We start from the raw sequence: 16,106 nt of genomic DNA on the forward strand, positions 1-16,106 counted from the left end.
CAAACTTCTCTCGAAACCTTTAAATATTCTCCCAGAAAGATACTTCAAGGGATGTTATTACTTAATCTTTGCGTACAAACGGGCTATAGTATATTGTTCATCTCAGTGTTTTTAATGAGAGTTATATAACTTAGCAAGAATGTATTTGATGTTTCAATATTCAATCCATCACAGTGCATCCAGTTACTGAACCATTTCCCTATGCTAGCGCAAAACATATGAAAGAATATTTGATTACATGTTAAGTTTTATGAAATAACAATTTATTTTATTTATTAGTTCTAGTAGATTTTTCCCGAAATAGAATGAGTATTGCGCAACTAAATATCATCAGATGAAGCAGTTGCAGTCGAAATTATTCAAGGGGGAAAAGTATGGTATTAATTCAAGAAGTATCAACTGCACCAATAAGTGAGGCAAAATTTGGCGATCTTATTATTTCATTCACCGGACAATTTACACTTATATGGAATGATCATGGCACTGGCGGGAGAAATAGTGTTTCTTTCTATCGTCCTGTTTGCAAAGAGGGATTTTTTCCTCTAGGATCAGTTGCAGTCGGCAACTATGATGACATTAACAATAATGTAGCAGTAATATGTGTTAAAGCTGCCCCAGACACGAATGCCTTGGCTCATCCTGTAGATTATAATCAAATATGGAACGATAGTGGCTCAGGGAAAGATGGGGATGGATCATGCTGGAGACCTGTCCCGCCTGATGGATATGTCTCAATGGGAGACGTTTTCATAGATAATCACGATAAACCTTCTTTAAGTGAGGTTGTGTGTGTGAGAAGAGACTTAACATACTCTGGAGCTGTGGGTGACTGGATATATGATGACACTGGCACAGGGGCGCATGGTGATTTTAGTGCATACAAAATTGCTGTTGCAGGCCAGTTGTATGACGATGATACTGGCTTGTTCGCACCGGTTACCTTCATTGGCAATAGCAATCATGATAGACCTCAGACTATTCCTAGCATCTTAAGATTAACCTTGCCCACTACAAAATCAAATGATCCTGTTGCACCTATTCTAAATGGTAAAGCTTCACCTTCAAAGTCCACACTTCCATTACTGGACAGAGAAGTTATCATTCCTATGACCAGTGTAAATGATAATGAGTTTCCAGTAAGCTGGCGACTGCAAAATAGTCCTTTTTATTACATGCAGCGGGAAAATCTTTATAATCTGATAGCTTTTCAAGATAATGAAACCTCTGATAAAGCAACATTGAAATATGAGTATAGGTCAGGAATTGATAAAGAAAATTCGGAATCCTGGAGTCGAAAAACAGGGATTGAAATATCCGCGGAATCAGGAATTTCATTGTTCGGGGCTGAGGGGAAAATTAGTTGTACGGTCAGCGCAGAGCTTGGATTTGAGGGAAGTACCAGTATCCGAGAGTTTACAGAGGAGGCCATCTCCAGTGAAGTTCCCGTTGCTTCAAAAACTGCTGTAGCGATTTGGTCATCATCCTACAATTTGAAGGTTTTGCGTGGAGACAGGAGCCAAGTTGGTCCTCCACTAACATTCAAAACTCCTAGTGTGGCCATCTCGCAATATCCGAATTTGACAGTGACAATGGTCCAACATTCTATTTAACACAAAAGTAAAAAATAGATTTCTTGCAAGTAATTGAGCCCTTTTCCCCGACTATTACAAAAATAATGAAATTCTTTCTGTCTGGGAATCGGATGCATCGCCTAAAGCAAAGAGCTGTCATCGTGACAGCTCTTTGCTTTTTTCAGTAACGATAGTTTAATAAGGATGTCATGTACAGTTGTAGTTTTTTTTATCATTATCCATAAAAACAAAACAAAGGGGATTTAAACATGAAAAATGTCCTTGTTGCAATAATACACAGGTAACTTGAGTTAAATAGGAAAATCCACTTACATACTTATTTATAAAAGCCCGATCTTATTTACCTTAAGTTAATAGAAATTTACATTCCCTTAACGGTAGATCAATAGTTTTTAAGTATAGTTAAATCTGTTGTTCAATAAAACTTACCTTAGGGGGAATTATAAGTGTTTAAAAATAGATTCTCTAAGAAGATTCTGCCCGTAGCAGTTCTTTCAGCAGTTGCTATTGGAAGCTTGTTTGGAACTTATTCTAATGATGATGTACAAGCAAAAGCTGACAGTAATAATAAAAATCCTAAGATTAAGAACGTTATTTTCTTAATCGGTGACGGGATGGGCGTTTCTTATACTTCCGCTCATCGGTATTTGAAGGATAATCCTTCAACACCAGTTGCTGACCGAACAGAATTTGATAAATACCTGGTAGGACAGCAAATGACTTATCCTGAAGATCCAGCACAAAATGTAACAGATTCTGCTTCTGCTGCTACCGCGATGTCTGCTGGTGTAAAAACATACAACGCAGCAATTGCTGTAGATAATGATAAATCTGAAGTGAAAACAGTTTTAGAGGCTGCGAAAGAAAAGGGTAAAGCTACAGGTCTTGTAGCTACATCTGAAATAACGCATGCTACCCCTGCATCATTTGGTTCGCATGATGAAAACCGAAAAAATATGAATGCAATAGCTGATGACTACTATAATGAAATGGTTAAAGGAAAGCATAAGATTGATGTTATGCTCGGTGGCGGCAGTTCAAATTTTGTCCGGCCTGACCGAAATCTTCCTGAAGAATTCAAAAAAGACGGTTTTAGCTATGTTACAAATAAAGAACAGCTTTTCAAGGACAAAAATGACCAGGTGTTAGGTTTGTTTGCTACTGGCGGTCTTCCGAAAATGATTGACCGCACAGAAGAAGTTCCTTCACTCCAAGACATGACAACGTCAGCAATCAATCGGTTAAGTGAGGACAAAGATGGTTTCTTCTTAATGATTGAAGGAAGCCAGATTGACTGGGCAGGCCATGATAATGATATAGTGGGTGCAATGAGTGAGATGGAAGACTTTGAAAAAGCGTACAAAGCAGCCATCGAGTTTGCAAAAAAGGACAAGCATACTCTAGTTGTCGCAACTGCTGACCACTCAACAGGCGGATATTCAATTGGCGCAGACGGTATCTATAACTGGTTTGGCCAGCCAATCAAAGCCGCTAAACGCACACCTGATTTTATGGCTAACGAAATTGCGAATGGTGCGGATGTTGAAAAGACGCTAAAAACTAATATTGATCAAAAACTATTGGCATTAACTGCCCAAGAAATTCAAGCAGTCAAAGATGCTGCTGCTACTAAAAAGGTTACAGATATCGACAATGCAATCGAAAATATCTTTAACAAGCGTTCTCATACAGGCTGGACAACAGGAGGACATACTGGTGAAGACGTGCCGGTTTATGCATTTGGTCCGTATAAAGAGCGTTTTGCAGGACAAGTGGATAACACCGACCATGCAAAAATTATCTTTGATATTTTAGCTAACGGTAACAAATAATTAATATGAAAAACCGATGCTAAGTAAAAGAGTCCCGTTGCTATAAACAGCAACGGGCACTTTTTCTTAAGGGCATAGAAAGGGAGGGGTTACCGTGAAAAAGCTTATCTATCTCTTTATTTTACTCATAGCTCTGACTGGCTGTTCAACAGGAAACAATGCCGATAATAGAGCTGAAGAGAATAAGGAGGTACAAAAAGAACAAACAGAAAAAGTCGACCCAAAAGTCAAAAACGACGTTTATGTACCAAATCCCCAAGTAACTGATGACCGTAATCTTGTGAAAATAGATCAAACAATCTCGGATTCAAAAGGAGAGCTAACTTTAAAGGCTTATAAAAAGGTTGATGAAACGCTCAAAGTTGGCCCTATTGAAATGATTATAAAAAATGTAAAAGTCATGCACTTCGTTCCCGATTACAGCATGATCGATTTTTTTCATGCCTATACCCATGAAGAAGAATTTGATTTTGTTAAAGTTGAAGTCGAGGTTAAAAATACGTCAAACGATTTGATAAAGTATACACCAATTGCTGCTCTTAAGCTGAACAGCGGCGAATACAAAACCTTTGAAGATGATATTTACCTTGAAGAATTGACAGGAGAACTTGAAGCGAACGGTGTGAAAAAAGGAAATATGGGCTTCATTCTAAATAAAGCTCAACAGGTTAGCGGCATTGAATTGTTAACGAGCGACGCTGTCGGTAAAGAGGGCAATATTATAGAAAAAGGACAAAATCTAAAGATCGATTTGTAATCAAACGCTGATTGTTATCGCAAATGCGCGCTAACAAAAATAATCAAAACCTAAGGACCAAGGCGAATGGTCCTTTTTGTTTTGATGTAAATAAAAAGCCGAATGTCAGGCATTTCAAGTATAATGAACTATAGTCAGATTTTGCATATGATATTTCTCCTGGGAGAATCCTATATATAAGTCGGATAATACAAAAAAACGAGGTACATACATGAGTGAAAGAAGTTTTGAGGATTATAATATAAGCGATGAAATACAAAGAGCACTGGCTTTGTTAAAATACGAAACTCCAACAGAGGTTCAGATGGAAGTTATACCAGCAGCAATGGATAATCAAGATCTTGTAGTGAAATCTCAAACAGGCAGTGGCAAGACGGCATCCTTTGGCATACCCATTTGTGAAATGATTGAATGGGAGGAGAAATTGCCGCAGGCGTTAATTCTAACCCCAACCAGGGAGCTTGCTGTTCAAGTTCGAGAAGATATAACGAATATTGGACGGTTTAAACGGATTAAAGCGATGGCCGTTTATGGAAAAGAACCTTTTACGAAGCAAAAAGAAGAATTGAAACAAAAAACTCATGTTGTCGTTGGTACACCTGGACGTGTGAGGGATCATATCGAAAGAGAAACCCTGGTTTTAGATCAAATAAAGTATCTTATTATAGATGAAGCGGATGAAATGCTTAATATGGGTTTTATCGATGAAGTAGAAGCGATTATACAAGAACTCCCTTCAAACAGAGTAACGATGGTATTTTCTGCTACCTTGCCTAAAGATGTGGAAAATCTCTGTCATAAATATATGAACAATCCTCTAAATATCGAGATTGCTTCTACCGGGATCACGACGGATACAATTGAACATGCTTTAATCGAAGTGAAAGAACAAGAGAAGATTTCTCTGCTTAAAGACGTGACGGTCATTGAAAACCCGGATAGCTGCATCATTTTTTGCAGAACCAAGGAACATGTCGATACCGTATATAACGAATTGGAAGAATCCAATTATTCTTGTGAAAGACTCCATGGAGGATTAGAACAGGAAGATCGGTTTGCGGTTATGGATGGTTTCAAAATGGGGAATTTCCGATATCTTGTCGCCACTGATGTAGCTGCGAGAGGAATTGATATTGATAATGTAACACTTATCATTAACTATGACGTTCCCATGGAAAAAGAGAGCTATGTCCATCGAACAGGAAGAACCGGGCGTGCTGGCAATAAAGGAAAAGCGATTACGTTTGCGACACCTCATGAAGGAAAATTTGTGAAAGCCATTGAAAGATACATTGGCTTTGAGATACCTACAAAGGAAGCTCCAAGAGATGAGGAAGTTGCAAGAGAAAGAGCCGCTTTCGAAGAAAAAATCAGCGGCCGCCGAGTCGTGAAAAATAATAAAACGGCCCGAATCAACCAAGATATCATGAAACTCCATTTCAGCGGCGGTAAAAAGAAGAAGCTTCGAGCTGTAGATTTTGTTGGTACTATTGCGAAAATTCCTGGAGTAACAGCAGATGATATTGGAATTATAACCATACAGGATACTTTGTCATATGTAGATATTCTGAATGGAAAAGGCTCGCTCGTCTTACAAGCCATGGAGAATGCAACAATCAAAGGAAAGAAGCTGAAAGTGAGCAAAGCGATTAAGTGAATCTATTTTTGGGACCTAAGCAAACTAAGGATAAGATTAAAGAGGGGAATTATTAGTTTTATTTTTAGTGGGAGGATATATGAAACCAAAAATTAATATCATTACTCTTGCAGTTGATGATTTAGAAAAGTCGATAGCCTTTTATAGGGATGGATTGGGCTTCCCAACACAAGGAATAGCTGAAGGAGAAGACCATGTCCTAATTGAATTGCAAGGCAATTTATCATTAGTGTTCTATCTGCGTACAAAGCTTGATATGGTGGCTAATCAATCGAATACAACCTAGAGGTCTTCGGATTTTATCCTGAGCCATACCGCTAACAACAAAGAAGAAGTAGATTCTATATTAAAAAGTGCTACAGCAGCCGGTGGCATATTATTGCCTAACCAGCCAAAGGAATATGACTGGGGCTATTCCGGACACTTTAAACATCCAGATGGACATATTTGGGAAATAGTCCATTTTAGTTTTAGTGATTGATGCTAAGTACAAAAAGGTTTCCCTGGGAGTATAGGTGGAATAAAACAAGCCGGACTTCCCTATGTTAAGGAAATCCGGCTTTAGTTCTTTTATAGTGGTAAAAATTCAAAATCTAAACTATTCTTATCTTTCCTCTAATTCATTAAGTAACTGAGCAAGACTAGGATCATCAATATAATTTTCTATAGTAATGATTTTTGTATCTTTATGAGTTAATCTCGCTCTTTCTAATAAATCTTTATGAACAACGATTATATCAGAGTCCTGAGGAGCATCTTCTATTCTATAATGTTTTACTTCAATATCATTGATATTTTTCTTTTGTAGTCTTTTTCTGAAGGTTGTTGCACCTAATGCACTACTACCTGCACCGGCATCGCAAGCAAATGAGATTTTACTGATTTTATTAGTATTAGAATGATTACTAGATGAATGTAATATTTGCTTACCTTCGGATTTCATAGATTTTGATCTTTCTATTGAACTCGTAAAATTTTCATCCTCATCCGTTTTTTTATCCAACTTTAATATGATAGCTGTTACGATGAAGGATACGATAGTAGCAACTAGTACTCCTAAAATGATTCCTACAAAATTACCTTTAGGTGTTAACGCTAAATAAGAAAATATGGAACCAGGACTTGGTCCTGCCACGAGGCCTGCATTGAAAAGGTTGAATACGGTAATACCTGACATTCCGCCAGCGATCATTCCTAAGATTGTAAGTGGTTTCATTAATACATATGGGAAATACAACTCATGAATACCGCCAAAGAAATGAATAATGATTGCACCTGGAGCTGTTCGTTTAGCAGTCTTTTTACCGAAAAAGCTAAATGCTAATAATAAACCAAGTCCAGGCCCAGGATTAGACGCTACGGTAAAATATATGGATTTTCCTGCTTCAAGTGTTTCTTGCATACCCAAAGGGTAATAAATTCCTTGATCGATTACGTTATTTAAAAATAACACTTTTGCAGGCTCATTGATAAGAGACAGCAATGGTAAGAAACCAGTAGCTACTAATGCTTTAATAGCAGATGTCACAAAGCCGTTTGCTGATTCAATCACAGGACCTATAAAGAAATAAGATAGAATCATTAATAAGAAACCTAGGATACCAATAGAAAAGTTATTAACGATCATTTCAAATCCCGCAGGAATTTTATTTTCTATGGATTTGTCGAACTTCTTAATAACCCAACCACCTAAAGGACCGATAATCATTGCCCCTAAGAACATTGGAATATCGGAACCGACTATTAACCCGATAGCTCCAATTGCGCCCATTACAGCTCCTCTTTGGCCAGCAATCATCCTGCCTCCAGTGCTAGCTAAAAGCAATGGTAACAAGTATGTTATAGCTGGACCAACGATAGCTGCAAGTTCTTTGTTTGGAATCCAACCAGAAGGTATAAACAAAGCGGTGAGGATACCCCAAGCTATAAAAGCTCCTATATTCGGTAAAACCATATTCGTTAAAAAGCCCCCCACGGCCTGGACCCTGGCACGAGTTGATGGTGTTTTAACTTCAACTACATTTGCTAAATTCGACATATCATTTCCTCCCTTTTTGATTTCTCATATTTTTTTAAATCATAATACCTGTAGGTAGAGAAAAGTTATTCAACCATCTTAATTAAATGAATGATTTCCTCTGCACTGGTTGAATTTTTAAATTTACTCATAATATCTTCATCAATTAGTAAAGAAGACAAATCGGAAATCAAATCTAAATGCCCTGAGCTGTCTTCAGCAGCTAAAACGAAAAGAATATTTACCTCTTTGCCTTCTGGAAACAGTACAGAATTCTTTAACTTTAAAAATGAAATACCAGTTTTTATTACTCCGCCTTCATTTTGTGCATGGGGCATAGCAATTTCTGGGACTATCACTATATATGGACCATTCATATTGACATTATCAATCATATCTTGAATATATTTAGGAGTAATATATCCTTTTTTTAGTAAAGGATCGGCAGCTACTTTTATAGATTCCTCCCACGAAGCCACTTCATCTAAAAAGTTTATATTTTCCTTCAAGTACTCACTTAACATATTAATTCACCTCCAAAATCAAATCGATTTGTCCATTACTATCCTTTAATCGATTAAAATTTTCTTTAATTTTATCTAAAATTTGCATATTTTCGATCTGGGTAAAATGTGAGATTGCTTGTTCAATTCCTTGTTCATTCATATAGTTTTGTAATACGACAGATTCTTCATCATTAGAATTATCAAATAGAAATGCAGCAGCAATGGCTACGGTTAAGTGTTCTACCGAAAGTCCTAATTCAAAAAGTTCTCTAGTTGGTTTAATTAATCGTTCATCATGACCTAGTTTTCGAATGGGGGATCTTCCTACTCGTAAAATGTCATCACTAATATTTTTATTTTTAAAGCGCTTTATTGTCTTTTCAATGAAATCCCTTATGTCTTCAGATGTAATATTGAATTTTTGAATAATATATTGTGAAGCTTCCTTTAATGTTTCCCTTACAAAACGCTCAATTTTAGGGTTCTTAAGTGTACTCTGAATAGTAGACTCTCCTGCTAGAAAGCCAATATAAGCAGTTGTTGCATGTGCCATATTCACCATATATAACTTTCTTTCAATATAAGGTCTTAAATCCTCAACATATAGAGCGTTTTTGATTAAAGGTAAATCCACATTAACCATTTCTGATTGATTGATGATCCACTCGTAAAAAGGTTCTACAAGAGCAATCTCACCTTCATCACTATTTTTTGATAAAGCAAGGCGATCAATGGCTGAATTAGGAAACCCAACAAAAGAGCATATTTCATTCATTTCGCTATTTGAAACCTGTCTTTCAATTTCTTGTTGCAAAGTAGAAGAAGCATTAATAGCATTTTCATTTGCGATAATATCAATCTTTTTTTTATTTTCCTTTATTCTCTTTAAAAGACCTTTACTGATAATATTTGCTATTCTAGATAAATTATTAATTCCAACAGATGTGGTGATTAGATCGGTATTTACAATAGCTTCAATCACTTTTTCTTCTTGTGTAGCGCTATTTAATGCAGAAACTGGAGATATTGTTTCTACTGTATGACTATCATCTAATATTTCGATTAAATAACTATTATTTTTGTTGAAACTATCAACCATTTGCTCATTGATATCAACAAAGCAAACTTCATAACCGGTTTTGTTTAGCAAATAACCTATAAAACCTTTACCGATATTCCCGGCACCAAAGTGAACTGCTTGCATCTTATAACCTCCTTTACTATAAACTCCTTATCTAATACTAATTATTCTACTATAACTTAAAAGAAATCATCATCATTCTATTATTCTAAGTTTGCGTGATATTCCCATAGACTATGCATTTCAATATTTTGCTCGCTAATCAACATTAATGCTAAAGAGTCACCCAGGAGTAATAAACTTTGCTCAAATAAGCTTGTCATGGGTTGTACAGATGAAATTTCTCCAGGTAATTGTAATTTTGTGCTTACAGGAATCTTAATGAAAAGATCCGAATGCTCCCTCATTGAACTTTCACCGTTTGCCCCAATATGGGCAACTGTGGCATTAAATTGTTTAGCCTTTTTTGCAATGATTAACGGAAAAGCAGATTCTCCACTTCCTGAACCTACTATCAATAAGTCATTTTCAGTAATGGCCGGCTCAGTAATTTGTCCAACAATATAGGTCTTAATACCAAGATGTGCTAATCGTTTAGCTATTGCTTGTAATGACAATAAAACTCTTCCAACCCCTACAAAGAATACTTTATCAGCCTTTTGTATCTCTAATAGCAACCTATCTACATCGTTATGATCAATGTTACTTAAAGTAGTAGAAAGCTCATTCGTAATTTGCTTTGCAATATCATCGTAATTAACCATTTTAATTACCCTCCTCATTTAAACCCTGTAAAATACATTCTTCAACAATCTGTTTATTTTCCGCTAGACTCTTATTAGGAATAAATAAGCTTGTACTCCCCGCAACTAACGTATCAGCACCAGCTCTTACCAAACTTGGTATGGTGTCTAAAGATACTCTGCCGTCGACCTCAATACTTGTATCAAAACCTTTTTCTTTTATTAATTGATACAAATCTTCTACTTTTTTTGTTGCATAGGATACTTGTTTTTCATTTTTATCCGTTGCGAAACCTGGGTTAATTAACATTAATAAAATCGTATCGCATTGCGGCAATACATAATCTAATACAGATAATGAAGTTGCTGGATTAAGAGCTACTCCAACTTTAATGCCATTCTTTCTTATTAATTGTATATAGCGATCGATATGTGTACTCGTTTCAATATGGAATGATATTTGTTGAACACCAATATTTATCATCTCTTGTATGAAAAACTCATTATTATTAGCCATAATATGCACATCAAAATTCAGATCTGTAATCTTTCGTAATTGCTTAATGGTATCGATTCCTAATGGCATACTTGGACTAAAATATCCATCAATGATATCAATGTGTAAAGTATCCAATCCTTCTTTTTCAATCTCTCTCACACTTTTTTCTAAATTACATAAATCTGCACACATGATAGAAGGTGCAATTGTAATTTTTTTGTTTTGCATGTTTATGTCACCTCTTTGCGGTTATTTGCTGTTTTTTTATATTATAAAGCGTTTTCATACGAAATGTAAAGCCTGTTTATGCGTTTTTGTATAAAATTTTGCAGGTTTGTCTTTGTGTAGATTTATTTATGATAAACTGAAAGAAAAAAATGAAGGAGTACAAACACAATGCTTAAAGAAGAACGCCAACAAAGAATTTTACAGTTCTTAAATGATGAACATAAAATTATTGCTAGTGATTTAAGTAAGCGCTTATCTGTTTCAGAAGATACAATTCGAAGAGATTTAAAAGAATTGGATAATCAGGGTCTTATAAAAAGAGTCCATAGTGGTGCTTTAAGAATAGGACCTCCTGTAGTAGATTTTTCAACAAGACAGAATATTTTTAATGAAATTAAAATTAATCTAGCAACTAAAGCATTGGATTTTATTAAAGAAGAAATGGTATTACTGATTGATGGAGCAACTACTAATTTACATTTAGTAAATCAACTACCTTTATCCCTAAAAGCTACTATAATAACAAATAGCCCTCCCATTGCCATGGCATTAACTAATCACCAACATATTGAAGTTATTATGATTGGTGGGACTCTATTCAAGCAATCGATGGTTAATTTAGGAATAGATACGGTTGAATCTTTAAATACAATGAGAGCCGACTTATATATAATGGGTATTTATAAAATAGATCCTCATATAGGAATTAGTGTTCCAAGTTTATCAGAAGCTTTAGTAAAACGAAAAATGGCTTCTATTTCTACTGAAATATTAGGAATGGTAACGTCTGATAAATTAGCTACGATTTCTAATCACATTGTATGCCCAACAAATCATTTAACTTATTTAATAACTGAAAATGTCAACTCAGAAATTAAAAGCCTCTATGATAATCAAGGAATAACAGTCATCGATTAACAATTTTAAGTTTCTCCCACTTTATAAGGCAGTTTCTTATTAATACTGCTAATCTTGAAGATATCAAAAAGTGATACCTCTTTTATTACGTAAGAAAAATAAAAGAGGTATTACGGTAATAGTCAATAAAAGAAAAAAGAGTACTAATTAAAGTACCCTAATCCCATATATCCGGTCGTTCAACACCAACGGTTCTTAAGTAAGCTAATAACTGTCCGGTATGTACGGCTTCATGATAAGGAATACGAAGCAAAAAATCGCCTAAAGACCTAATATAACCAGTGTATCCCTTTTCAAACAGGTCAGATCTATCAATCCTAATTTCGCTTAAAGCTGTTTCCTTTAAGGCCGCAATAGAATTCAGGAATTCTTTACGATATGGATTAGCAAATTCGAGTAAGTCCGCAGTGTTATTAAAAAATACGCCCTTAAAAGGAGATTCAAAGTTTTCTATACTGCCACGATGGATAATAATCTGGTGATAAGAATATTCGGCAGCTAAGACGTGATGAATCATCTCTAAACACGATAAGGCTTTCGGATCAGGTTTCCAATTTAAATATTCTTGGGGAATAGACCTCCAGACCTTTACACTTCTTCTTCTAACTTCCTCAAGATTTAATAAAATCAAGTCAATTGAATTCATATGTATCTCTCCTTTCTAATAAAGTATATACGAATGCACGTTCTGTGAAAATGATCATTTAGAAAAACTTGGATAGTTTTCTTTCGACGCTAAGCTTCTCAGTTATTAGGCAAAACGGCTAAATCAAAATCATTCTTTTTCTCTTTTTTTCTAAGGTGAACCATCATTAAGGCACCTAACATCCCAACTATAGAAACCAACATCCACGGAATCCCTCCCCAACCGTCTATATCTAAAAGCAACGGACCGACAAAGCTTCCAATGGATGCCCCGATACCGAACGAAATCTTCGATAACCCAAAATAAGTTCCTGCTGAGCTCCCGCTGCTATATTGAGCCACTTTAATATCAGATGAAGGCAGTACCAACGTTTCTCCAATCGTAAAGATAAGTACACAAAATAGCACCCACCACTTATCAGGAAAGAACCAACAGAAAAACAGACCGGTTGCCATTACGACCATCCCTCTACTTATCAAGAGCAGGGGTTCATACGCATCGAATAAACGTCTAAGGAGAAACATCACGAGTAATCCACATACAGCATTTGATGTGACAACATAGGAAACATCTACTTGCGAATCGGTAATATTAAAGATGGCTAAAGGAAACATAACGGTTAATTGGCTATACATAAACCAGAAAAAAACCATAATGCCATTAAAATATATAAAATTTCTATCCTTTAAGACTTCAGTGAAATTTGATTGTATGGAACTAGTATAAGTGGGCAACTTAAATTGATTGCGATATATAAAAATGAATACACTGATAATAAAATATAGTAAACTCCCGAATAAAAAGGGCAAGGCGGGTTCTACTTGTATTAACAGTCCTCCGACTAAGGGACCAATAATGGCACCGGCATTCAATGCTTGATTGTAATAGGTAAATCCTCTTTTTCGAATCTTCTCATCTTGTTGACTAAAAAGGGCAGCTACTGCCGGTTCATACAATGCTGTCCCTAGCCCGGTTAGAGAAGCGGCTAAAGTAGACCCTATAAAGGAGTCAGTCAAAGAAAAGCATATAAATCCCAGAGCTCGTAACATCATTCCAGCCATCATAGAATACGAGTAACCAATTTTGTCAGCGATAATTCCACAGAAAAAAGGAAGTACCCTGGAGGTTATCATTAAAACGGTTAAAACACTTCCAACTTGAATCGGAGAAAAGTCCAGGTGTTCGGATAAATAAATAGCTAAAAAGGTAAAGACAGCAAATGTTCCAAGATTCATTAGAAATGTGGCAACGAGTAATAATTGAAGAGGCCGATTTAAAGACATTTTATATCCACACCTTTCTTGTAACCATTAAAGTATATAAGTGGTTAACTTTTCTATGATATAATGATATGGTAAAATCATCATGAACGCAACCATTAAAAATGTTAGGTGGTTATCAAATGAGCCATAAACCTGCACCCGGTGATTTAGAGATTATTAGAAATTTACTTAATACCTGGTCCATTCCTAATGAAACAAGAAAAATCACGGATTTTCTAAATACAAAGCAAGACCTTGTACAATTTTTGAAAATGAACAGGATTTCACCAGATATAAAGGTTGATATAGCAGAATTAAAAAAGTTTCGAGGGGATATCCGAACAGCTATCGAGGAACAGAACGGTGAGATTATCCTTCCGTGGCTAGACCTATATCCTGTAAAAGCAGGTTTAGAGATTGAAAATAAAGTTGCAAAAACGTTATATATTCCAGCTACTGATAACCATTTAATCAGTAAATTGCTATGTGTAGTAGTCGATGTAATTTCCTTGAACCACTGGAGTAGATTAAAAGCTTGTCCTGATTGTCGCTACGTATTTTATGACCATTCTAAAAATGGAAGTAAAAAATGGTGTGGGATGTATGCGGAAAGTTCAGAGGGACGAGCATGTGGCACCATTGATAAAGTCAAACGATATAGAGAACGAAATAAAGCAAAAAACTAACCGCGGATTACTTAGAATCATGTTGAAGAACAAAGAGACAAAAATGGGATAAAAAAATCAGTCCTCTCAGGATAAGAAGATGCGAGGAATAAATAGTGACTACTTCATATAGGTAAAGAGCGCTACATTTCTTAGAGTAGGTGAATGAAAACAATGAATCCTCAATTAATAGAATTACCTTCCACTATTAATACTGAAAGACTTTTCTTGAGAATGCCAAAGCCAGGTGATGGAAAAGCAGTAAACGATGCCATCCGGGCTTCAATCAATGAACTCAAACCGTGGCTGCCATTTGTACAAAACACTCCTGCAGTTGAAGATACAGAACAAAACATTAGGGAAGCGTATATTAACTTCTTAAATAGAGAGAGTTTGCGTTTTCTTATTTTTCATAAACAATCACAGGCGTTGATTGGTTCTACCAGTCTCCACAACATAGATTGGAGGATACCTAAATTCGAAATAGGTTACTGGGTCGATACCAGATTTAGTGGAAGCGGCTATATAACAGAAGCCATTAAAGGATTGTCTAGCTTTGCATTTGATGAATTAAAAGCGAGAAGATTGGAAATTCGTTGTGAATCCACTAACCATAAAAGCCGCTTGATACCTGAAAGGATAGGGTATGAACTAGAGGGGATCTTGCGAAATGAAGACTTATCAGCCGACGGTAAACGGCTCACAGACACATGCATCTATTCAAAAGTTCAGTAATGTTTCTTACTCTCAAATCTTTTGATTATTAAGCTCGAAACCAATTACCTAAATGATGTATAATATAAGCTGTTAGAAAATCAGTTTATCTCATATTAATTATTATATAGATCCAAATTTGAAAGAGAGTGAAGCGGGATGGGGCGTAAGTGGAACAATATAAAAGAAAAAAAAGCGTCAAAAGATGCTAATACGAGTCGTATATATGCAAAGTTTGGACGCGAGATTTATGTAGCAGCCAAGCAGGGTGAACCGGATCCGGAATCAAACCAGGCTTTAAGAGTCGTACTCGAGCGGGCAAAAACCTACAATGTACCGAAAACGATCATTGACCGTGCGATTGAAAAAGCGAAAGGCGGTTCAGAAGAAACGTATGACGAACTTCGTTATGAGGGCTTCGGGCCAAGTGGATCCATGGTAATTGTGGATGCACTGACAAATAACGTGAACCGGACTGCATCAGAAGTGCGGGCTGCATTCGGCAAAAACAACGGCAACATGGGCGTAAGCGGATCTGTTGCCTATATGTTTGATGCAACGGCCGTCATTGGCCTTGAAGGCAAAACAGCAGATGAAGTGCTTGAACTATTAATGGAAGCAGATGTGGACGTGCGTGACATTCTAGAAGAAGAGGAAGCCGTTATCGTTTATGCAGAACCTGACCAGTTCCATGCGGTTCAAGAAGCACTCAAGAACGCTGGTGTCGCAGAGTTTACAGTTGCGGAGATTACAATGCTTGCGCAAAATGATGTAACACTTCCAGAGGATGCAAAAGCGCAATTTGAGAAACTGCTTGATGTATTAGAAGATTTAGAAGATGTTCAGCAAGTGTACCACAATGTGGATTTAGGTGAATAAAACACGAAGAGGCTGTTCCAAAAGATCGTTGTTTAACTATCTTTTGAAACAGTCTATTTTTTGTCCTTCATCACCTGGATGAAGGACATTTCTCGAGCTTACTTGCGCCG

Annotated in this window: 16 protein-coding genes; 9 read left to right on the forward strand and 7 right to left on the reverse strand. The window is 36.2% G+C overall.

Features of this window, described 5'->3' with window-relative positions:
* Window positions 1-374: 374 nt before the first annotated feature.
* The 5 genes from LQ216_RS14640 to LQ216_RS14660 all read left to right on the forward strand — a co-directional run bounded on the left by LQ216_RS14640 (window position 375) and on the right by LQ216_RS14660 (window position 6,124).
* Window positions 375-1,610, forward strand: a complete 1,236-nt coding sequence (locus LQ216_RS14640) for a Vps62-related protein (RefSeq protein WP_230130221.1) — start codon at window positions 375-377, stop codon at window positions 1,608-1,610.
* Between the two features lie 428 nt (window positions 1,611-2,038).
* The gene (locus tag LQ216_RS14645) at window positions 2,039-3,424 is read left to right on the forward strand and encodes an alkaline phosphatase (RefSeq protein ID WP_230130222.1); all 1,386 of its coding nucleotides are present in this window, start codon (window positions 2,039-2,041) and stop codon (window positions 3,422-3,424) included.
* A 94-nt stretch (window positions 3,425-3,518) separates the two neighbouring features.
* Complete coding sequence (locus tag LQ216_RS14650; RefSeq protein WP_230130223.1) at window positions 3,519-4,181, forward strand: DUF4352 domain-containing protein; 663 nt, start codon at window positions 3,519-3,521, stop codon at window positions 4,179-4,181.
* A 211-nt stretch (window positions 4,182-4,392) separates the two neighbouring features.
* Window positions 4,393-5,838: a DEAD/DEAH box helicase gene (locus tag LQ216_RS14655; protein WP_230130224.1), complete on the forward strand. Its 1,446-nt coding sequence runs from the start codon at window positions 4,393-4,395 to the stop codon at window positions 5,836-5,838.
* Window positions 5,839-5,917: 79 nt separating this feature from the next.
* Complete coding sequence (locus tag LQ216_RS14660) at window positions 5,918-6,124, forward strand: VOC family protein (protein WP_230130225.1); 207 nt, start codon at window positions 5,918-5,920, stop codon at window positions 6,122-6,124.
* 318 nt (window positions 6,125-6,442) lie between these two features.
* On the opposite strand, the gene LQ216_RS14665 is transcribed toward LQ216_RS14660, so the two are convergent.
* From LQ216_RS14665 to LQ216_RS14685, 5 genes are all read right to left on the reverse strand, one after another.
* Window positions 6,443-7,876 (reverse strand): PTS mannitol transporter subunit IICB, encoded by a 1,434-nt coding sequence (locus LQ216_RS14665; RefSeq protein WP_230130226.1) that lies wholly within the window; start codon window positions 7,874-7,876, stop codon window positions 6,443-6,445.
* Window positions 7,877-7,941: 65 nt separating this feature from the next.
* Window positions 7,942-8,379, reverse strand: coding sequence for a PTS sugar transporter subunit IIA (locus LQ216_RS14670; protein ID WP_230130227.1), 438 nt, complete (start codon window positions 8,377-8,379; stop codon window positions 7,942-7,944).
* 1 nt (window position 8,380) lies between these two features.
* A complete protein-coding gene (locus tag LQ216_RS14675) occupies window positions 8,381-9,565 on the reverse strand; it encodes a mannitol-1-phosphate 5-dehydrogenase (protein WP_230130228.1) in 1,185 nt (394 codons plus the stop codon).
* A gap of 80 nt (window positions 9,566-9,645) precedes the next feature.
* The gene (hxlB, locus tag LQ216_RS14680; RefSeq protein ID WP_230130229.1) at window positions 9,646-10,206 is read right to left on the reverse strand and encodes a 6-phospho-3-hexuloisomerase; all 561 of its coding nucleotides are present in this window, start codon (window positions 10,204-10,206) and stop codon (window positions 9,646-9,648) included.
* A 1-nt stretch (window position 10,207) separates the two neighbouring features.
* The gene (locus LQ216_RS14685; RefSeq protein ID WP_230130230.1) at window positions 10,208-10,912 is read right to left on the reverse strand and encodes a ribulose-phosphate 3-epimerase; all 705 of its coding nucleotides are present in this window, start codon (window positions 10,910-10,912) and stop codon (window positions 10,208-10,210) included.
* Between the two features lie 168 nt (window positions 10,913-11,080).
* On the opposite strand from LQ216_RS14685, the gene LQ216_RS14690 reads away from it, so the two are divergent.
* Window positions 11,081-11,830, forward strand: a complete 750-nt coding sequence (locus tag LQ216_RS14690) for a DeoR/GlpR family DNA-binding transcription regulator (protein WP_230130231.1) — start codon at window positions 11,081-11,083, stop codon at window positions 11,828-11,830.
* A 157-nt stretch (window positions 11,831-11,987) separates the two neighbouring features.
* Here the strand turns inward: LQ216_RS14690 and LQ216_RS14695 are convergent, their stop codons facing one another.
* Window positions 11,988-12,476 (reverse strand): DinB family protein, encoded by a 489-nt coding sequence (locus tag LQ216_RS14695; RefSeq protein WP_230130232.1) that lies wholly within the window; start codon window positions 12,474-12,476, stop codon window positions 11,988-11,990.
* Between the two features lie 98 nt (window positions 12,477-12,574).
* The gene (locus LQ216_RS14700; protein ID WP_230130233.1) at window positions 12,575-13,759 is read right to left on the reverse strand and encodes an MFS transporter; all 1,185 of its coding nucleotides are present in this window, start codon (window positions 13,757-13,759) and stop codon (window positions 12,575-12,577) included.
* Between the two features lie 119 nt (window positions 13,760-13,878).
* Between LQ216_RS14700 and LQ216_RS14705 the strand changes: the two genes are divergently transcribed.
* The 3 genes from LQ216_RS14705 to LQ216_RS14715 all read left to right on the forward strand — a co-directional run bounded on the left by LQ216_RS14705 (window position 13,879) and on the right by LQ216_RS14715 (window position 15,996).
* Window positions 13,879-14,424, forward strand: a complete 546-nt coding sequence (locus LQ216_RS14705) for a CGNR zinc finger domain-containing protein (RefSeq protein WP_230130234.1) — start codon at window positions 13,879-13,881, stop codon at window positions 14,422-14,424.
* A gap of 153 nt (window positions 14,425-14,577) precedes the next feature.
* Complete coding sequence (locus LQ216_RS14710) at window positions 14,578-15,138, forward strand: GNAT family N-acetyltransferase (RefSeq protein WP_230130235.1); 561 nt, start codon at window positions 14,578-14,580, stop codon at window positions 15,136-15,138.
* A gap of 138 nt (window positions 15,139-15,276) precedes the next feature.
* Window positions 15,277-15,996, forward strand: a complete 720-nt coding sequence (locus LQ216_RS14715; protein WP_230130236.1) for a YebC/PmpR family DNA-binding transcriptional regulator — start codon at window positions 15,277-15,279, stop codon at window positions 15,994-15,996.
* Window positions 15,997-16,106: the final 110 nt, after the last annotated feature.

Origin of the sequence: Bacillus sp. CECT 9360 (assembly GCF_918741275.1) — a bacterium.
GTDB lineage: Bacteria > Bacillota > Bacilli > Bacillales > DSM-1321 > Peribacillus.